Source organism: Flagellimonas spongiicola (assembly GCF_023502425.1).
GTDB classification, from domain to species: domain Bacteria; phylum Bacteroidota; class Bacteroidia; order Flavobacteriales; family Flavobacteriaceae; genus Flagellimonas; species Flagellimonas spongiicola.
The window spans coordinates 949,936-970,038 of record NZ_JAMFMA010000001.1; the positions used below are offsets into that span (position 1 = coordinate 949,936).

The 20,103-nt window shown below is 39.3% G+C and carries 18 protein-coding genes; 5 read left to right on the forward strand and 13 right to left on the reverse strand.

Annotated features, from left to right (window positions below):
* Positions 1–24 precede the first annotated feature (24 nt).
* From M3P19_RS04465 to uvrA, 3 genes are read right to left on the reverse strand one after another with little or no spacing between them, the layout of a single operon-like run.
* Positions 25–2,859 carry a gluzincin family metallopeptidase gene (locus M3P19_RS04465; protein WP_313791610.1) on the reverse strand — a complete coding sequence of 945 codons (2,835 nt, stop codon included), beginning with the start codon at positions 2,857–2,859 and terminating at the stop codon, positions 25–27.
* An 11-nt stretch (positions 2,860–2,870) separates the two neighbouring features.
* Positions 2,871–3,557, reverse strand: coding sequence for an LOG family protein (locus tag M3P19_RS04470; protein ID WP_249656426.1), 687 nt, complete (start codon positions 3,555–3,557; stop codon positions 2,871–2,873).
* Between the two features lie 11 nt (positions 3,558–3,568).
* Positions 3,569–6,430: an excinuclease ABC subunit UvrA gene (gene uvrA, locus M3P19_RS04475; RefSeq protein ID WP_249656427.1), complete on the reverse strand. Its 2,862-nt coding sequence runs from the start codon at positions 6,428–6,430 to the stop codon at positions 3,569–3,571.
* A gap of 105 nt (positions 6,431–6,535) precedes the next feature.
* On the opposite strand from uvrA, the gene M3P19_RS04480 reads away from it, so the two are divergent.
* The gene (locus M3P19_RS04480; protein ID WP_249656428.1) at positions 6,536–7,060 is read left to right on the forward strand and encodes a hypothetical protein; all 525 of its coding nucleotides are present in this window, start codon (positions 6,536–6,538) and stop codon (positions 7,058–7,060) included.
* A 3-nt stretch (positions 7,061–7,063) separates the two neighbouring features.
* Here M3P19_RS04480 and M3P19_RS04485 read toward each other — a convergent pair whose 3' ends face one another.
* Complete coding sequence (locus tag M3P19_RS04485) at positions 7,064–7,843, reverse strand: DNA alkylation repair protein (protein ID WP_249656429.1); 780 nt, start codon at positions 7,841–7,843, stop codon at positions 7,064–7,066.
* A 21-nt stretch (positions 7,844–7,864) separates the two neighbouring features.
* Positions 7,865–8,467, reverse strand: a complete 603-nt coding sequence (locus M3P19_RS04490) for a DUF4130 domain-containing protein (protein ID WP_249656430.1) — start codon at positions 8,465–8,467, stop codon at positions 7,865–7,867.
* A 102-nt stretch (positions 8,468–8,569) separates the two neighbouring features.
* On the opposite strand from M3P19_RS04490, the gene M3P19_RS04495 reads away from it, so the two are divergent.
* A complete protein-coding gene (locus M3P19_RS04495) occupies positions 8,570–9,334 on the forward strand; it encodes an XRE family transcriptional regulator (protein ID WP_249656431.1) in 765 nt (254 codons plus the stop codon).
* Here the strand turns inward: M3P19_RS04495 and M3P19_RS04500 are convergent.
* Positions 9,331–10,239: a DUF1338 domain-containing protein gene (locus tag M3P19_RS04500; protein WP_249656432.1), complete on the reverse strand. Its 909-nt coding sequence runs from the start codon at positions 10,237–10,239 to the stop codon at positions 9,331–9,333. The two genes, M3P19_RS04495 and M3P19_RS04500, sit on opposite strands and share 4 nt — an antisense overlap.
* An 85-nt stretch (positions 10,240–10,324) precedes the next feature.
* Between M3P19_RS04500 and M3P19_RS04505 the strand changes: the two genes are divergently transcribed.
* Complete coding sequence (locus M3P19_RS04505; RefSeq protein ID WP_249656433.1) at positions 10,325–11,212, forward strand: LysR substrate-binding domain-containing protein; 888 nt, start codon at positions 10,325–10,327, stop codon at positions 11,210–11,212.
* On the opposite strand, the gene M3P19_RS04510 is transcribed toward M3P19_RS04505, so the two are convergent.
* From M3P19_RS04510 to M3P19_RS04520, 3 genes are read right to left on the reverse strand one after another with little or no spacing between them, the layout of a single operon-like run.
* Positions 11,202–12,137 carry an ATP-grasp domain-containing protein gene (locus M3P19_RS04510; RefSeq protein WP_249656434.1) on the reverse strand — a complete coding sequence of 312 codons (936 nt, stop codon included), beginning with the start codon at positions 12,135–12,137 and terminating at the stop codon, positions 11,202–11,204. The genes M3P19_RS04505 and M3P19_RS04510 overlap by 11 nt on opposite strands.
* Positions 12,137–13,819 carry a gamma-glutamyltransferase gene (gene ggt / locus M3P19_RS04515; protein WP_249656435.1) on the reverse strand — a complete coding sequence of 561 codons (1,683 nt, stop codon included), beginning with the start codon at positions 13,817–13,819 and terminating at the stop codon, positions 12,137–12,139. The genes M3P19_RS04510 and ggt overlap by 1 nt, the downstream gene beginning before the upstream one ends.
* Positions 13,816–14,400: an acyl carrier protein phosphodiesterase gene (locus M3P19_RS04520; RefSeq protein WP_249656436.1), complete on the reverse strand. Its 585-nt coding sequence runs from the start codon at positions 14,398–14,400 to the stop codon at positions 13,816–13,818. The genes ggt and M3P19_RS04520 overlap by 4 nt, the downstream gene beginning before the upstream one ends.
* A gap of 86 nt (positions 14,401–14,486) precedes the next feature.
* Here M3P19_RS04520 and glmM point away from each other — a divergent pair, with 86 nt between their 5' ends.
* Complete coding sequence (gene glmM, locus M3P19_RS04525) at positions 14,487–15,878, forward strand: phosphoglucosamine mutase (protein ID WP_249656437.1); 1,392 nt, start codon at positions 14,487–14,489, stop codon at positions 15,876–15,878.
* Here glmM and M3P19_RS04530 read toward each other — a convergent pair.
* The 4 genes from M3P19_RS04530 to M3P19_RS04545 form a co-directional block, all read right to left on the reverse strand.
* The gene (locus tag M3P19_RS04530; RefSeq protein ID WP_249656438.1) at positions 15,875–16,420 is read right to left on the reverse strand and encodes a YybH family protein; all 546 of its coding nucleotides are present in this window, start codon (positions 16,418–16,420) and stop codon (positions 15,875–15,877) included. The genes glmM and M3P19_RS04530 overlap by 4 nt on opposite strands.
* 74 nt (positions 16,421–16,494) lie before the next feature.
* Positions 16,495–17,478 (reverse strand): sterol desaturase family protein, encoded by a 984-nt coding sequence (locus M3P19_RS04535; protein WP_249656439.1) that lies wholly within the window; start codon positions 17,476–17,478, stop codon positions 16,495–16,497.
* 78 nt (positions 17,479–17,556) lie between these two features.
* Positions 17,557–18,426, reverse strand: coding sequence for an alpha/beta fold hydrolase (locus M3P19_RS04540; RefSeq protein ID WP_249656440.1), 870 nt, complete (start codon positions 18,424–18,426; stop codon positions 17,557–17,559).
* Positions 18,426–19,328: a lysophospholipid acyltransferase family protein gene (locus tag M3P19_RS04545; protein WP_249656441.1), complete on the reverse strand. Its 903-nt coding sequence runs from the start codon at positions 19,326–19,328 to the stop codon at positions 18,426–18,428. The genes M3P19_RS04540 and M3P19_RS04545 overlap by 1 nt, the downstream gene beginning before the upstream one ends.
* 54 nt (positions 19,329–19,382) lie before the next feature.
* Here M3P19_RS04545 and M3P19_RS04550 point away from each other — a divergent pair, with 54 nt between their 5' ends.
* Complete coding sequence (locus M3P19_RS04550; RefSeq protein ID WP_249656442.1) at positions 19,383–20,036, forward strand: rhomboid family intramembrane serine protease; 654 nt, start codon at positions 19,383–19,385, stop codon at positions 20,034–20,036.
* Positions 20,037–20,103: the final 67 nt, after the last annotated feature.

Genomic DNA, 20,103 nt, shown 5'->3' on the forward strand with positions numbered 1-20,103 from the left:
CCTATTTTTTGTGAATACATCAATCTAAAACCACTTTCTAGTGAAGAGCCCAATAAGTGTTTTTGGACTGATGGTCACTATAAACCTGATACGTTCCCCATAATCATTATCCGCAATCTCCCAACCACGATTCGAATAAACAGGGAAGTACAACTCAAAATAATCCGTAACTAAATTCAGACGTATGCCAGAGTCATAAACAAAACGCGGGTCCTCTCCCTTATTTCGCATAAGCCCTAAATCTCCATATGCCTCAATCCATCGCCAAATATTCGTGCTAGCATTTGTGGTCACAATCCAATCGTTTGCAAACGGGTTTTCCAATTGCGATTTAAATCCACCCTCGGCAATTATGATTTGCTGGCTGTAAATCCCAGAATCCTCAGACCTACCTAAATAATTTAGGTCAAACATATAATCCGTTGGTCTATCCAACGCAAAGCTGAAAAAATCCGAATCCGTTCGGTTTCGTAAAAATTTACCAGCATATAGTCTAAAGTTAAACTGACGGTTACTCTCAAAAAGCGTACGATATTCCAATTCAAATGCCAATTTGCTAAAATCACTGGAGTGCTGGGCATCCAAAAACCATGAGGTGTAGTTGATGATGTCATTGTCAACATCAAAAAATCTTAGATTCAGTACCCCATAATCAGGTTCAGTGTCCAATTGATCAGCAATACTTTCATCAATGTTTCTAAAAACACTTCGGTATCTTAATAAGAGGGATTGACGCCTATTGGACCTTAAGTTATCAGGTCGCCAGCCAAAAGCAACGGATGGTGTTATGGTGGTATAGCGTGAATTTACTTGGAAATGTGAAGTTGAACCAGCAAAGGCATAATTGGAAACATAGAGACCGCTTTTACCATGGTATTTGCGATACCGAAACCCTGCTTTACCTACTATGGTTTTTTCATTGAACGAATATGTGGGTGCGATATCATATTGAAAAGGACGTTCTAAAAAAGTCTTGTTATAGATTCTTAATCCTGGGGTTACACCATCATAAACATTGAAATTGGCGATAGGCACATAAAATATCTGATGATAGTAAGGGTCTTCAGTATCCTTGAAAAATTGGAATTTAATTTTCTTGTTGCTCGAAAAAAAGCCATTCAAGGTTTTCCAATTGTCTCTTTGATTGAATTCTGGGATTTTCTTATCGTAATTAAGTACAAGACGGTCTTCACCGTTTCTTGGAATCGTAAAGGTTCTGGAGGTATCAATACCGGTAAACCAATACTTGGAAATTACACTGTCCTTGTTCAATCCATAAAGGGATATGGGAACATTGGTGCCTCTTTTATTTTTGATGACAAAAGTTAACGAGTCATCTGACTTTTCAACTTTTTTGATTTTGAAATCGATTTTCTTTCGCGTTGAGACATATTCATCAAAGAACCAATTCACATCCTTTTTGGCATAGCGTTGAATTTCTTTTTGAAAATCTGAAGCTTTGACAAATTGGTTTAATCGATGTTTTTTGTAGAAGGAAATGATACTGCTGTCAATTTCCTGTCCTCCCAAGTATTCTGCCAGATAGGACATGCCTAAGCCAGACTTGTATGCATTGGCTATTTTTTGGTTGAACTTGATTAGTGAATCGTTGGGGGTATCCAGGGCTTGATCAATATTTTTACGTGCAGCCAACATGCTTAGCAGCCCATATTGTTCATTGAACTCCATCTTTGCCAAATTGAAGCTTTTAAAACCCCACAGACGAGATAGTTTTCCCGCAAGTTTTTGATTGGGATAATGGTCTTCAACGTATTTGATCATAAGATAATTACCAATAGCATCGCATACCCAACGATCTGCTCTGGGATCTAAATAGATGGTTTCTTTGAGAAATTCGTGGATGGCGGTTTTTAAAAAGGTCATCTCAAACTGGAATTTCTCTTCGTAAGGTCTTATAAACGAAGGAAGCTGACTTATTCCGTACAGCGGGTTCTTACTATAATCCAATTCGCTTACCAAAAGATTTGGATGGGGGTAGCTACCAAGATTTTTAGTTAAGAATCCGGCTATTTTATTAATGGAAATACTTTGTGAAATCTCGTCGTATTTGTTGGAGCCCAAATCGGTGGTGATCGTGAGATTATTGAGCATGTGTTTTGTGAACCTTTTGGTTTTATCCAAAATGATTTCGCAGTTCTTCCGATTGTTTCCAGTCAACCGAACAAATTGACCGCCGGGGAAATTGGTTAGACCTGTATCTACATAATTGGACGCCAAAAAAAGATTTTCTGGGAAAGTCAAATTGATGGAGGTATCAGTAGGATCTGTAAAATGATCATCCAAATCAATGTTGTCATAGAGTTTCCAGCCATTATCGTAGACTGCTGGCGTCAAATACCAATCCTTTAGATGAAACTCACCATTTGGATTGAATCCATAGGCCGTGAATTTGGTGTTTGGTAGTCTGACGGTATAGGTGAAAAACAATTGGATAGATTGACCAGGTTTCAATATTTCACTAAGCTCAACTCTTATGATATCCCGATTATCCACTCTTTTCCAACCTAATCCCGAGTATTGTTCATCAACAATGCTTAAAAGGTTGGTATACCCACGCTCACGGTCTTTGGCCAGATGTAAGCTACGTTTAAATTCTTCGCCAAATCGTTTTGCCAAGGCTGTTTTTTTGTTGGAATAAGCATGAATCCAATCATTGAAATACAAAACAGACAATCCTTCATCGGAATCATTCACATAGGTGAATTTCTGACGAATCTCAAGCTCCTTGGTTTCATTGTCCAGGGTTGCGGTGATTTCATTGGTATGTTGCCCTATCATCTCAAAGCAGAAGAAGAGCAAAGTAATAGTCAGGAATTTTATGGGATTGTCAATCGCCAAATACAAACATTTTAAAAATTGGGGCTTAAATCACGACTCTTATAAAAGGCGTCAATGATTTCCACGACTTCCTCTGCGGAGTCAACAAGTTTAATGAGGTCGAGGTCTTTTGGGCTTATATTTCCTTCCTTGAGCATAATTTCCTTGATCCATTCAAAGAGTCCGCTCCAAAATGAAGTGCCTACTAATATAATCGGAAAAGTATGGATTTTATTGGTTTGGATAAGCGTAATTGCTTCAAAAAGTTCATCCAAAGTACCAAAACCTCCAGGCATGACCACAAATCCTTGAGAGTATTTAACGAACATTACTTTTCGTACGAAGAAATAATCAAAGTCAAGGTTTTTATCTCCATCGATGTAGGGGTTATCATGCTGTTCAAAAGGTAAATCAATATTTAGTCCAACCGAAGTGCCTCCTGCTTGATTGGCTCCTTTGTTGCCTGCCTCCATGATTCCTGGACCACCGCCCGTAATAATACCATATCCGGCTTCGGCCACCTTCTGTGCTACGTCAACGGCCAATTCATAATAAGGTTCCCCTGGTTTGGTCCTGGCCGAGCCAAAGATGGAGACACAGGGTCCAATGGCGCTCATTTTCTCAAAACCGTTTACAAATTCACCCATGATCTTGAATATGGCCCAAGAATCATTGGTTTTTATTTCATTCCATCCTTTGTGGTGTTGTTCTTTTCGCATGCGACTTAATTTTATACCGCTGGGGCAATTTTTGGGTTGGATTGTTCCAGTTCCTTCTTTAAGAACCGGGCTGTATGACTTTTATTGTCTTTGGCAACTTCCTCAGGGGTTCCTTTGGCAACGACCATTCCGCCACCACGCCCCCCTTCATAACCAATATCTATGATGTAGTCCATCATTTTTATGACGTCCATATTGTGCTCAATGACCAAAATGGTATTTCCTTTGTCCACTAATTTGTTCAAAACTTCCATTAATACCCTAATATCTTCAAAATGAAGCCCGGTTGTGGGTTCATCCAAAATATAGAACGTATTGCCAGTATCTCTTTTTGATAGTTCAGTGGCCAGTTTAACACGTTGGGCTTCTCCGCCAGAAAGCGTGGTACTTTGTTGACCTAAGGAGATGTATCCAAGCCCAACATCTTGGATTGTTTTTAGTTTTCTATGGATTTTTGGGATGTTCTCGAAAAAATCAACGGCCTCGTTTATGGTCATCTCCAAAACGTCGGCAATGGATTTTCCTTTATATCTAATTTCCAAGGTTTCCCTGTTGAATCGCTTTCCATTGCAGGTTTCACATTCTACGTAAACATCAGGTAGAAAATTCATTTCAATGACTTTCAAACCACCTCCTTGGCACGTTTCACAGCGTCCCCCCGCTACATTGAAACTGAATCTACCCGGTTTATATCCTCTGATAGTTGCTTCTGTGGTTTTGGCAAACAAACTTCGAATCTCACTAAATACCCCGGTATAGGTTGCAGGATTTGACCTTGGCGTACGACCAATTGGAGATTGGTTGATATCGATGACTTTGTCAATATAATCTAAACCTGAAATTTTCTTGTACGGCATTGGTTTTTTAACGCCATTAAAATAATGTGCGTTCATGATAGGGTAGAGGGTCTCATTGATCAATGTGGATTTTCCACTTCCGGAAACTCCCGTGACCCCAATCAATTTTCCCAACGGGAATTCCACGTTTACATTCTTAAGATTGTTGCCCGTACAGCCCGTTAAAACAATTTTCTTGCCAGTTCCTTTTCTTCGGTTGGCTGGAACTGGGATTTCTCGAGCGCCAGTAATGTATTCGGCAGTTAAAGTGTGGTGTTTTTTTAAGTCAATTGGACTTCCTTCAGAAATGATTTCACCCCCATGTCTACCTGCCTTTGGCCCTATGTCAATAACGTGGTCTGCGTGTTCGATCATATCTCGGTCATGTTCTACGACTATTACCGAGTTTCCAATATCCCGCAGCGACACCAAAGAGTTGATTAAACGTTCATTGTCCCGCTGGTGTAGACCAATGCTGGGTTCGTCCAAAATGTAAAGTACACCAACTAATTGGGAACCGATTTGTGTTGCCAATCTGATTCGTTGTGCCTCCCCGCCCGATAGCGATTTGGAGCTCCGATTCAGAGAAAGGTAATCCAATCCGACATCTAGTAAAAATTGTATTCTGGTTTTGATTTCTTTGATGATCTCCTCAGCGATTTTCTTTTGGTTGCCTTCCAATTCATCGTCCAAACTATTGAAGAATTCCGCCAATTCCGCAATATCCATTTTGGCCAATTCTGCGATATTCATGCCTCCAATTTTGAAGTAGAGGGATTCTTTACGCAATCTGGCACCATTGCAACTTGGGCATTCTACCTTATCCATGTATTCCTTGGCCCATCTTTTAATTGAAGTGGAGTTTGCTTCTTCAAATTGCGTTTTTATGAAATTGGCTATGCCTTCATAGTCAATTTTATACTGCCTTTTTACGCCAAGTGTCTTCGAATCCACCTCAAAACTATCGTTCCCACCATTTAAAATAACCCGCATGGCTTCTTCTGGAATTTTCTCAATAGGATCGGTCAATTCAAAACCATAGCGTTGTGCAATTGTTTCCAGTTGTTTAAAAGCCCATGACTTTTTATACTCGCCCAAAGGGGCAATTCCACCGGCTTTTATAGAATTTTTTTTGTTTGGGAATAGCTTTTGTTCATTAACCTGATACACATGTCCAAGCCCATTACACTCAGGGCACATCCCTTTGGGAGAATTAAAGGAGAAGGTATTCGGTTCAGGAGTAGGGTAGGATATTCCTGTGCTAGGGCACATCAGGTCGCGACTAAAATAACGCGGTACGGCTTCTCCTTCTTCCAATACCATCAAAACATTATTTCCGCTGTACATCGCCGTATTGATAGTTTCCGACAATCTTTTATGGAAATCTTCGGTTTCAGAAACTTTTAGGCGATCAATGACAATCTCAATATCATGGGTCTTGTATCGGTCAACCTTCATTCCTTTGACAATATCCAAAATTTCTCCATCCACACGCACTTTTACAAACCCTTGTTTAGCGATTTGTTCAAAAAGCTCTCTGTAATGTCCTTTTCTGCTTTTAACCACAGGAGCTAGGACGTTGATTTTTTTATCTGGGTAACTGTCAATGATCAGGTTCTTTATCTGCTCATCACTGTAGCTGACCATTTTTTCACCAGTATTATAACTGTAGGCATCACCTGCTCTCGCAAATAATAGGCGCAGAAAATCATAAACCTCTGTTATAGTGCCTACGGTTGACCTCGGGGATTTGGAGGTGGTTTTCTGCTCTATAGCAATTACAGGGGACAGTCCATCAATTTTATCAACATCTGGACGCTCCAAACCACCTAAGAATTGTCGGGCGTAGGCTGAAAACGTCTCAATATATCTACGTTGCCCTTCAGCGTAAATGGTATCAAATGCCAAGGAGGACTTTCCACTTCCAGATAAACCTGTGATGACCACAAGTTTTTGTCGTGGAATTGTTACATCAATATTTTTGAGATTATGGACCCTTGCACCTTGGACCTCAATATGTTCTTCGTAGTTAATCATAGCACAAGATGCTAAAGTAAGGTTTTGATGTGTAAATCGGAAGTCAGATCCGGTTTCCGTATTGTTTAATGATACTGTATTTTTGATCTTATTAATACCATAAAAATGAAATTACTCGGAATAGGTTCTCGAATTAACCACCCTGAATTCGGAAAAGGAGTGGTCACAAATGTATCTTCTCAACATTATTGGGTGACTTTTTTGGATAATGGATTGGAAACTATTGATTTAGACTCTGAATTTGAAGTAATTGAAGGTGTCACCGATGATGTGGATACTGTTAGTTTTTTCGATATGGAGCGTTCCTTAGTCTCAATCTTGAAAAGGTGGAGTGATAGCAGTGAAAAAGTTGCGATTGCGGATAAATGGAAAGGCGGAAAGTTGGTATTGGAACCAGGAGAAAATGTTGCAGCAAAAGAAATACCAATAGATACTTTTTTCCATAAAATTGTTATGGTGCGCGATCGTATACGTGTTATGGAGCAAAAGATAAACAGTAGCAAAAACCTTGATGATCAAGAAAAGATTGACCTGCAACAATATATCACTAGAATTTATGGTAGTTTAACCTCATTCAACGTTTTATTTAAAAATAAGAGTGATTATTTTGTTGGTGAGCGCAGTAAATAGAATTTAGTTCATTCCATTAAGTGTTTGAATTGCCCACTTGTCATTGACTTTCAGTAAGTTGCGAATGGCGTGCTTAATAATCCATTTACGGTTTTTGCCAGGGTTATCCATCCATGATTCTATCCAGGATTTGGCAATATCAGGATTGTCTTTTAAAACATCATTAATACAATTCGCCACCGACTTCTGGACATATTTACTTGGGTCGTCCTTTAGATTGTCCAATATTGGGTATAAAGGTTCTGGATCATTAATAAAATTATCCAGTTTAGATGCCCAAGGTAGTCTAGGTCTAATACCTTCGCTGCATAATCTTCTCACATGTTTATTGCTGTCATTTGTCCAATGTCGCAGTACATCCAAGGTTTTATTTGGGTAAGATTCTAGAAAAGGTCTTATGGCATATTCACTTGTATTCCTTTCGGTAATTTCCTTAAGTGCCGATAGTGATTCGTTATAATGTCCAAGACCATATTTTTCAACATATTTGGCTATTGGCATTACCCAGTAATATTCCTTGAACATTCCTGTTTCCTTGGTATTGATAGGACCCAAAATAGGTAATAACTGTTCTAGCGCTTTTGGATAGTCTGCTTCTAGGTGCTGGTATAAGGTATCAGCAAACCATTCCACGCGATCTTTTAATTCCAAATAATAAAGTTTATCTGCAATTTCGTGTACAAATGCGGTTTTGTTCAATGCAACACCGGTGTCAATCAATTTATCTGCCAAGAGCTCGGCCAAATCGGCATCGAACCAAAGCTTTAACTGTTTATAGGCCATGGTCTCCAAATGTAAACAAGATTAAACAGCAGCAAGCACTTGGGTAGTATTGGAAATTAATTCGAGTCCAGAAGTGCTATATCGTATTCCGTATCTTCTTCTATCGTCAAAAACCTGCCATTCCCTTCCTTTATTGGACATCCTGAGGTGTTTGGATAGCAAAGGCAATACATTGAACCTTGGGCTGACATGGGCGGTTTCACCTCTTTCTTTCGTGAGTTGAAATTGTGTAAAAGCTTCCATTCTTCTTTTTTCTTTTTCAACTTTAGCAGTGAGCAAATCCAAGTTTTCTGTTGCAGTTTTCAGCTCAAACCCATCCAAATGTTTACCCATTAAATACGAAATGTATCGGAATAAAACCATCTCTACCTGGTTCTGCTCACTTAGAAACGCATAATAGATTCTTTTAATGGCTTTATGATTCCTTTTATTTATACCGAACCAAACTTTTTTGGCTAATGCGATATCCGTTTTTAAATAAACAGTATTGCTAAATAGTTCTGTGGAGGCTTTGGTGTTCTTTTGGATATTACTGATGGACCAGTTGTTATCGAATGTTTGATAGATCAGTGTTAAGAACCCATTGAAGGTACCGTCGTAAATGATTGATTTGCTTGTTCCCATGACTCTGTTTTGTAATTAATCCAAAAATATGGAAATAATCCTAAATATGGAATTATTCCAAGAAATATTTTGGAAATATTCCAAAAATGATAACTTTGGAGTATGGAACACGAGTTGACACTAAAACGTTTTACAGAAATCAGAAGGGATTTAGGCCACACCCAGGCGGAATTTGCCAAAATGTTGGGCATATCCAACACAACAGCGGATATAGAACGGGGTAGAACCAAACTTTCAGGGAAGGTTGTTGCGGAGTTGTTGCGACAGTTCAATATAAATCCGCTATGGCTTTTTGGTGAAAGTGAAGAAAAACATTTGGAAACATCTCGGACCAGCGTTATACCCAAAGTAGTTACCGTTGATAGTGCAGATCAAGAAAATATGGTCTTGGTAAATGCCAAAGCTGCAGCTGGTTATCCACAGAACATAGCCGATACCAGTTGGTATAGACAACTTCCTGCCTTTGATTTACCCATTCCAGAATTTAGAAATGCCACTTACCGTGGTTTTCAGGTTGAAGGTGATAGTATGTTGCCAAATTTAAGACCCAACGATTGGGTTTTGGCTAGGGCAATTGAGCATATAGACTATGTTAGTGCGAATAAAATGTACGTGGTTGTCTTACAAGATGCAGTATTGGTCAAGAAAATTGAAAAGCGTCCCAATTCAAACAATATTACATTGGTTTCCATAAATGAAACCTATCCACCATATGAAATCAAACCATTCCAAATCCAGGAAATCTGGGAGGTAAGTAGTAAGTTGACCTTTAACTTGGATGCAACCACCGAAACTGGGTTATTGCGCCAACTTCAACAATCCATGGAAGAATTGAAGCAGCAAGTAGGTCAATCCAAACCCAACTAATTCTTTTGGGTCTGTTCGGTATAGGTGCTTTCAAAGATTTTGTCGGCGTTCGCGGCCTCAAATCCATCTCGTCGTTGTTCTCTGGACACCTTTTCCAGAGGACGATTTTGATATTCAGGCAGGGGTAAGCGTTCAGCGAATTCCACATAGCTTCCTGCTATTTCAACCGTTTCTCCACCCGCGAATTCTGCTGGCACCATTTGTGCAACCGAACTACTTTGCTTTAGCAATCCATCCTTACTTGTCTTTATTTTGCCTCCTGCAGTGTTTAATAGGACCCCGATGGATTCTAAAAATCCATTAAAGTTTTTCAGTTCAGAATAGGGTTGGGGGAGTTCATGAACACTAATGGTGTAATGATTTAAATAATATCGATTATAGATTACCCAAGCAGCGTATTCACTTTCTTCAAGTAACGTTTGGTAATCCTGCAATGTAGGTAGGGACCAAAGCGGTTTGTGGAAAAATTCACCAACAACTTCGAGGTTATCCAAATCCAAGTGATCCACAGGATCAGCGGTAACTTGATCGGTGTATTTTTGAATAATTCCCTGCGCTTTTTCCGAAAGGTCTTGAACCCGCAATTCACTAATGAAAATTCGAGGTAACCTGTCAATTGGAGGGGCATACCAATAAGCATTCAATTTCTTTTCTGGGAATTGGTAATAGGCCATCTTCTTATAACCATGATGCAGAAATATTTTCTCAAATGAAGCTATGCCAAGATGCCTAACGCCTATGGTGCGGAAGGCAATATGATCATTTACGATTTCATTTTCATCTGCAATCAATCCTTTGGAGATCATGGAACTGACAATTTTGTCAACATCCGCAACCCTTTCTTTGTACGGATTGAAGAGTGATTCCATAATGATGTCCAATGCGTTGTCTATAGTACTGACCATAACTTTATTGAATATTAATTTCAGAATTCAAAATTAACTGTAATTTTAATCGTTTATAATGATTAATTAGGTTATAATAATAAGAATGACTAATCAAATTGAAATACGACACCTTGAGTACTTCCTGGCATTGGCTGATACCTTGCATTATGGAAAAGCCGCGGATAAATTGTTGATTTCACAATCAGCTCTAAGTCAGCAAATTCAACGTCTAGAAGAACTAACTGGACAACAATTGTTCGATAGGACCAATAGAAAGGTAGTGTTAAATAGGGCTGGTGAGCTCTTTGCGGATGTGGCATTCAGTGTAACCCAACAACTCCATGAAGCCATGGAATCCTGGTCTTTGGCATTGGAGGAAATCGATGGAATAATACGGATTGGGTTTGTCGGTTCTGCAATGCAACAATTTTTACCTCCACTAATCCAAGATTTTAGTTCTAATCATCCCAATTTGCGCTTTTCCTTGGATGAACTTAGCAACGAACAACAGCTACAGGCTTTAGAACACAAAAACTTGGATATTGGATTTATTCGTTCAAATGTGGTTCCTAAGTCATTGGAATGTAGGCCGGTTTACGAAGAAAATTTGTGCATTGTTCTACCACAAAATCATTGGATGTCTGCTTCCAACTTTGAGGATTTAAGTCAACTTGCCAATGAAAAGTACATTCTCTTTCCAAATCAACAAAGTCAGATGTACTATCAACAAATCATCAAACTTTGCAAGTATTACGGATTTGTTCCCAGTATTTCACATCGTTCCATACATGGCCCCACAATTTTTAAATTGGTGGAAAGCGGCCTAGGCATAGCCATAGTTCCAAAATCACTACTTGACCATAAAAACTATGCGATAAAGGTTATTGAACTGGCAGACGTGCCCTTTAAAACCTCATTATTTGCGGTCTGGGATCCTGAAAACGGAAAAAAAGGACTACGGCACTTTTTGAATTTACTCTTTAAAAACTAGAATTCTTGAATAGTTGCTCCTTAATGTGTTTTGCCAAAACTTTAGCTGCATTTGGCTGTAATCGAAACCAAAGTTCTGGTTCAAATATTTCAAGTTCTGCAAGTGCAATTTTATTTTCATTGTCTTTAAAAATATCCACTCTTGCATACATAGGAACCTGAGGAGTGGCTTTAACCGTAGCTTCAGCAAATGCGATTTCGTTGGCATTTGGTTTGTATTCATGTACACTTCCTCCGTAATCGTCTTGGACCCTAAAATCACCAGCTTTGGCAATTTTTAAAACGGCATGGGTAAATTCCCCGTTAAAAAGCATCATTGAAATCTCACCATGGTCTACAATATTTTGCTGAAATTCTTGAAGCATTAGGGCTTCATTTGATATCAATTCAGCAAATATTACCTCGTATTGGGAGAGCTGATCTACGTCAAATTTATAGGTATGTCGAGCGCCACCAGATATGCAAGGTTTGAGCACCAAGGTATTTGAATTGAAACCAAGCTCACGTTTAGCGTTTTCCCAAGCTTGATGTAGTGTCCATTGGCTTCCTTTAGGTATAAATAGGGTTTTAGGTATATGGATGCCAGATGCATTTAGCTCTTTGAGGTAAATTTTATCCATATTCCAATCAATCAGTGAAATTGGGTTGATGAATTTGGTTTGCTTGGAAGCCCTTTTCAACCAGCTGGAAAACTCGTTTACACGATGAATATAATCCCATGTAGATCTTATCAGGGCGAAATGTGTGGAAGCCCAATCAAAATCTTGACTGTCCCATGATACCCTGGAAACACGTAATCCAAGTTCTGCTAACGCATCAAGAACCAGTTGATCCTCTAGAATCACATTGGCGGTTAAAACAGAATCCTTTTTAGGTGATAAGTAATCTGGTGCCGTCAGCACCACAACATCAAATTGTTTTGGCATTAGAATCCTACAGCTTTGTCATCTCCACGCTTGTCGGCTCCAGCTTCCAATGTGCCATCAGGGAGAATCCGAATGGCATCTACTTTACCAATGATTGGAGTGCGTTCTTCATTAATGATATATCCTTTGGATTTTAGGTCTTCCTTTAAGGTATTGGCAAATCCTTCAGGTTCAAAAATGACCATATCAGGAAGCCATTGGTGGTGAAATCTTGGTGCATTTACGGCATCCTGCATACTTAGATTGAATTCGTGAACATTTAGAATGGTTTGGGCCACAGCGGTAATGATAGTGGATCCTCCTGGAGTTCCAACAACCAAATATAACTTTCCATCTTTTTCTACAATGGTTGGCGTCATACTACTTAGCATTCTTTTCTCTGGCGCAATACTATTGGCTTCTGCTCCAATAAGTCCAAACATATTTGGAACACCGGGTTTAGAACTGAAATCGTCCATTTCATTGTTCAGAAAAAAACCAAGTTCCTCTGAATATAGTTTAGACCCATAACCACCATTTAATGTTGTGGTAGCGGAAATTGCATTGCCTTGCGCATCAACAATAGAGTAATGTGTGGTCTCCATACTTTCTACAATTTCTATCTCACCATGGCCAACATCTGATGATAATGTGGCTTTATCAAACGAGAAATCCGCCATTCTTCCATGTAAATATGCATCGTCTTGTAACACATCAAATGGAATATCCACAAAATCTGGATCGCCCAAAAAATAATTTCGGTCCGCATATGCTCTGCGAGCAGCTTCGGTGAAAAGTTGTACCGCTTGTGCAGAATTATGCTCAAATTGGCCAATATCATGCGGTTCAATCATCTTGAAAATTTGATTGATGGTAACACCTCCACTGCTTGGTGGGCTCATGGAGATAATATGTAAGTCCTCATAATCGAATTCAATGGGATCCCGCCATTTGGCTTCATATTTTGCTAAATCCTCTACCGTGACAAAACCACCTTTTTCCTGAATGAAAGTGGCAAGCTTTTCAGCAACTTCTCCTTTGTAAAAGCCATCTTTACCCTGTTCCATTATCGTGGTCAGTGTTTTTGCCAATTCTGGGTACTTAATGGTGTCTCCTGGTTTAAAAGCTTGTGCGAATTTTGTGCTGTCGCCATTTACTTCTACAAAACGGTCGTGGTAATATTCAATGCGTTTTGCCTGTTTCTCGGTAACAACTACACCTCTTTTAGCCAAGTCAATTACGGGTTGGAGTAATTCGGCTATTGGCAATGAACCAAATTTTTCATGGACGGCAAACACTCCAGCAACAGTACCCGGTACACCAACGGCTGTAGCACCAACAGTGCTCATATCTGGTATTACATTTCCTAATGAATCCAAGTACATATCCTTATGAGCGGCTAATGGCGCTTTTTCCCTGTAATCCAAACCGCCAGTTTCACCATTGTTCTTTCGATAAACGATAAATCCGCCGCCGCCTAGGTTTCCGGCAAATGGATATGCAACAGCCAATGCCAATTCCGTGGCAACCATGGCATCAAAGGCATTTCCCCCTGTGGCCATAATATCGGAACCAATTTTTGACGCTTCTTCTCGTGCGGAAACTACCATTGCATTTTCTGTTACCAAACCAGTAGGTGTAGCAATTTGCTGCTTACAATTGATGAACAACAATGCAATGCAGAATACGGATAAATATCTCATAAGGTTTTAAATTTTAGGTGGGAAAAGGTAATCAATTCTTTAAAAAAAAGCATGAACTCATCTTCAAATGCTTCGTAATGTTCTCTTAGGTCCATAATGGCAAAATTCATTCGGGATTTATTGTTGGTTCTGCGGTTCATACCATCCAAAACATTGGAAATCCCATCCAATTCCGCATAGCTCAATAACCAGTTATCAGCAATCATGTACGGAATCATACGCTGGGTGGTCAACGGAAGAATTTTGTAATTGTCTTGCAAAAGGTCGTAGAAATCTGAAATAAAGACATCCAAAGGTGTTTTTGAATAGTTGGACCAGTTCTTTGCTAGAAAATGATCGTAATAAATATCTACAATGACCCTGCTATAATGAGAGTAATTTTTATGCAGCCGTTTGCTACTTTGTTTCGCAATGGGGTGTGCATCTGTATAGGTGTCTATTTCACGATGTAACATGATTCCTTTTTGAATCCTCTCTGGGAAATGTTTGAATTTGTTGCCTCGAATATGATCAGCGAAGAAATTCCCCAAAGTAATTTCAGGGTCGTCAAATGAAAGATAAATATGGGCTAGAAAGTTCAAATGTGGTGATTTGAAGACGAAATTTACAAATTCGAAACATGTAATGTGGTATTGCCTTTTATATTTGCACAAAATTTTTAGCAATTATGACACTAATTAAATCCATTTCTGGAATCCGAGGAACCATTGGAGGAGCTACAAACGATAATTTAACACCGATAGATGCGGTAAAATTTGCAGCAGCATACGGAACTTGGCTAAAGGAGTATTCAGGAAAGGAAAAATTGAATGTTGTAATTGGAAGAGACGCTCGTCTATCTGGAGAGATGATTCAAAACCTTGTGGTTTCGACTTTGGTTGGATTAGGAATTGATGTTGTCGATTTAGGATTATCAACCACGCCAACAGTGGAAGTAGCTGTGCCCTTGGAAAAAGCTGACGGGGGTATCATATTGACTGCAAGTCACAATCCAAAACAATGGAATGCACTTAAACTATTAAACGAAAAAGGGGAATTCCTTAATGCGGTAGAAGGGGCCAAGATTCTGGAATTGGCCGAAAACGAAAGTTTTGATTTTGCACAAGTGGATGATTTGGGTACGATCACAAAGAATGATTCCTATATAGATATCCATATTGATGAAGTTTTGAATTTACCGCTGGTGGATAAGGAAGTAACCCGAAAAGGAGGCTTTAAAGTGGTAGTTGATGGTGTAAATTCCACCGGAGGAATTGCAATACCTAAGCTATTGGAAGAATTAGGCGTGGAAGTAATTAAGCTCTATTGTGACCCAACTGGTCATTTCCCGCACAATCCAGAGCCATTAAAGGAACATTTGGGAGATATCTGCGATTTGGTGGTAAAGGAAAAAGCGGATTTTGGTATTGTGGTTGACCCTGATGTGGACAGACTTGCATTTATAAGCAATGAAGGTGAAATGTTTGGGGAAGAATATACCTTGGTTGCTTGCGCGGATTATGTTTTGGGGAAGACCAAAGGAGATACAGTTTCCAATCTTTCTTCTTCACGTGCGCTGCGGGATGTAACCCAGAAACATGGGTGCAATTATGAAGCTGCTGCAGTTGGTGAAGTCAACGTGGTCACAAAAATGAAAGCCAACAATGCCATTATTGGTGGGGAAGGAAATGGCGGTATCATCTATCCTGAAAGTCATTATGGAAGGGACGCCCTAGTTGGAACAGCCTTGTTCTTGATGTTGATGTCCGAAAGAGGCGGAACTGTTGCCGAATTAAGGGCCAGTTACCCAAGTTATTTCATGAGCAAAAAGAAAATTCAATTGACCCCGGAACTGGATGTGGATGGACTTTTGGAAACGATGCATAAGAAGTACGCCCATGAAGATGTTTCCACCATTGACGGCGTTAAAATCGATTTTGCAGAAAACTGGGTACATCTCCGTAAATCAAACACCGAACCGATTATTCGTATTTATACCGAAGCCAAATCGCAAATTGAAGCAGACGATTTGGCTGATCGAATTATTTCTGAAATTAAGGAAATCGCAGGTTTATCCTAGGAAGGGCCATTGATAATCTCGTAAACGGTTTTGTGTGCGTTGAATTCGCTATCCGTGATTTCGGCTTTTTTGTCGGAATCTAGCCAGATACGCCAAACATTATCATCCTCCAGTTTTAGGCCTACGTTAAAATAGCCATAACCACGTACAACCATTTCTTCGCCATCCTTGCTTAAGGTGCTAAAACGGTAGTATCCGGTTTGATAAGCTATTTCTTCACTTTCGTCAACTGCTGTGGAAGCTATGGCAAACGCAATGGCTACTTTACCGCCTTTGTCTTTTACGATGTTTAAAAACTTTCCATAGTATTCCAAGTAAGTCTCACCAGATTTAATTTGGTTGTCATCTATGGTCACCCGTACGATGTCGCGGGAGTGAATGGACATAAGCTTGTTGGAATTTAGCTCGTTGTAGGATTCCATAAATGGTATCCAAACATCTTTTTTGATTGCACTGACAATTTCATCAGAGACCTCGGCTTTTTTTTGAGCAAATGAAAAACTGAGGCATAATAATAATAGGGTAGTGGTTAACTGTTTCATTTTTTGGTTTTTGAATCACCATGAAAATAGCAATTAATCCTACGGAGATGTAAATTTTAGGAAAAATTTAAAGACTACGAATTATCTAGATAAGCTTTTCGCACCACCTTAGCTGTCTTATGATCCCCGTTGTGACTCCAGCCTGGAGGCATGAACAAATACAATATTTTATTCAATATACCTGGTGCGTTGACCACATCTTTGAACAAGGCTACGATTTCCCCAAAATACACATCCAAAAAGTTACCTGAGTTCATTTCCCGGGTAATTCCATATTCGATTTTAACATCCCGTTGTTCTTCCTGATATGTCCCAAAAACACGATCCCATATGTTGAGAAGGTTACAAAAATTTGTATCCATGTATAAGGGATTCCTTGCATGATGTACGCGATGATGAGATGGTGTAAGCATGAGTTTGTTGAGAAAACCAAAGCGCGCATCTTTTATCATGTTTTCACCAATATGAATGAAAGCGCCATAAGTGCCGTCAATGAACATTACCGTGAAAAGCATTTCTGGTTTCACTCCTAAAAGGATGCAAACAGTGGTTCTTATGGTATCCGCATAAGGTGCTTCCAAGAAAAAATGGGCATGGGTAACACTAAGATTCATCTCTTCAGGTGCATGATGTGTAGAGTGCAAGCACCAAAATAATCGCACTTTATGTCCTAGATAGTGATAAACAAAATGCCCCAATTCCCAAACGATATAGGCGTAAATAAACCAGTACCAAGTGTTTGTTGTTTCAAGAATTGCATAAGAACTAAATAACCCTAAGCAATAAGTAACCATGGCGATAGCGATGAACCTGCCAACAAACCGATTGAAAATGTATATAAGGAAATTGACTTTGTATACCTTGATTTGCGGTTTTTTGTAAACCAACCCAACTGCCAGTTCCAGCAACAATAGTAATGGAATAATAGGATAAATCAAAGATGCGATTCCATCATAGGTTTTAAACGAACTGTAATCACCAGATTTTAAAATCTCAAGGGCAGGGGTCACACCAAGAAAACCAAGTACCTCTTGCCATAAAAGTTGTAGTATTTCCATAGTTAATGATATGGAAATCAGTGGGTATTCCCATTTAATTTAGACCAACAACGAGTTGGAGACAACAAAAAGTAAACATTACTTGGGATTTGTCCAATCTAGGATGGCATCTTTTATCAATCGCTCTTGGTTCCAAACTATAAAATGATTGACACTGTCCAAGGCCATCACCTTTAAACTATCCACCTTGGTAAAATGCTCTTTCATAAACGGAACATTACTATAGGGAACCAACTTATCTGCAGTACCATGTATGATCAAGGTACGAGTTTTAAGCCTATGAAGCTCTGGTTTCATTTCAACCAAGTCTTTTTTCAAAAACCAGAGCTCGTCATTGGACGGTTTCAATGCACCGGGAACCAAATATTTCAGAGGTATCCAGGTTAAGGGTTTTCGCCATTTTTCTGGTTTTTCTGCCTCAGGGTCCAATGCACCTGCCAGTACAACAAGATTCTCATAATAATTGGATTTTTCCAATGCCATCTTTACGATAAGTGGCCCTCCATACGAATGACCTATCAAAGTGTATGGTTTCCCATTATCCAATTTCTTTAAGAGTTGATTAAGCAAATCAGCTTGCGGTTTTAGTCCCAGACTTTTTCGAAATTCACTTTTACCAAATCCGGGTCGATCAGGTGCGATAAGACGAAAATGCTTGATCAGAGTAGCATCCACGAGATAGGATTCATAGGCGTTCCAGCTTCCTGGTGAGCCGTGTACAAATACTAAAGTTGGACCATCTGGGTTACCAGTTTGGATATAATGAAGTTTCTTATCTTCAATTTGGGCTGTTTTTTCGATGTACGTGACACCCTTTTCATTAAAAAATTGTTGAGTTTCCTTTGCCGAACTTCTCATAGTCATACAGGAATTGGCAAATACAAGATAAGTAAGCACCGCGATACCTAGGATTTTACGTTTTAGGTATCTTCTTTTTTTGCGTGCCATTAGGCTGGAGTGTTTTGAAATTCCTTTGGAACTTTATCCTTGTGTTTCCAGCGTTTATGGGTCCAAAAATAATACTCGGGAGCTTCACGAATCGAATTTTCAACTTCATTCAGGAAGACCTTGGTCAGCTCAAATTCCTCCATTTCCCGTGGGTTCTCAACCAAAACTTTGAAGCTTCCTTGGTAGTGTCCTCGTTTTAACTTTTTTACTTTTAAATAGACCGCTGGCAAATCCAATTTATTGCACAACAATTCCGCACCAGTATGCGCAGGTACGGTGATGCCCATGAATGGGGTCCATAAATGCGTTTTTTTTACCATTGGTGACTGATCACTTAATATGCCATACATGCTTAATTGACCCATTTCCTTATTCTTGGCCACAATTTCCTTTGTGGCTTTTGTTGAAATCAATGTAGTACCAAATTTTTGTCGGATATCGCGGACCATCCTATCAAAATACTTGTTACCGATTTTTTGGTAGATTCCATAACCTTTGGATGCGATATGTTTATCCAGAGCTATTGCCCATTCCCAGCTTGCGTAATGTGGAAACATGAGCATAATGCTTTTGTTCTGCGTTTCCAAACGGTGTAACACATCAATATTGGTAAAAATAAAGCGTTTTTGTAGCTGATCATTACCAATGCCCATGGTTTTGATCATTTCTAGGAACATATCGCACAAATGCTTGTAAAACTTTTTTTCAATGGATTTAATTTCCAGTTCCGATTTCTCAGGAAATACAAGATTTAAGTTGCTGCGCACCACCTTTTTACGATAACCGAATACACGATATAGGATTAGATAAACACCATCAGAAATGATGTAAAGCATTCGAAATGGAAGTCTGGAAATCAGCCAGAGCAAGGGGTAAACAAGTAGATAAACAACCAGCTGCATACGTAATTCTTGTGCGCAAATATAGCTATATTTGAGCCCAAACCTTAGTCGCCCATGTTCAATTTGCATGCTGCTACCATTGCAATAATGGCAGCCAATATCTTGGTTTCCCTCAAGGGGTTCAACGACGATTCATTTTTTAACAGGTACAAATTCAGTATCGGTGGGATAACGGCTGGTCAGAAGGAACGTATGTTTACCTCAGGATTCCTTCATGTGGATGTTTCCCATCTTTTCTTTAACATGTTCACGCTCTATTTTTTCGCGCATGTCGTGATTAATTGGTTCGATGCAGGTAAATTTTTGATCATCTATTTTGTGAGTTTGCTTGGGGGTAGTTTGCTAGGGCTCTTCTTTCATAAGGATGAACCGTATTATAGCGCCGTAGGAGCCAGTGGGGCAGTCACAGGAATTCTTTACGCCGCCATTTTATTGAACCCGGATATGCCGCTTCAATTTGTTTTTATTAGAGGATTATCATTCCCAGCTTATGTACTAGGTATTGGCTATATGATCTATTCCATTTACGGTATGAAAAGTAGAATGGGTAATATTGGGCATTCCGCTCATTTTGGTGGAGCTATTGGCGGTTATGCTACAACATTGTTGTTTAAACCTGAATTGTTTGTTACTGAAACATTCACAGTAGTACTGTTGGCTTTACCCATTGTGATCTTGTTCGTATTGGAGAAGATGGGAAAATTATAGCGTTCTTATGGCATAAAAAAAACCGATGGGATTGGCCATCGGTTTCTTTTGGTATTATTTGGTACTG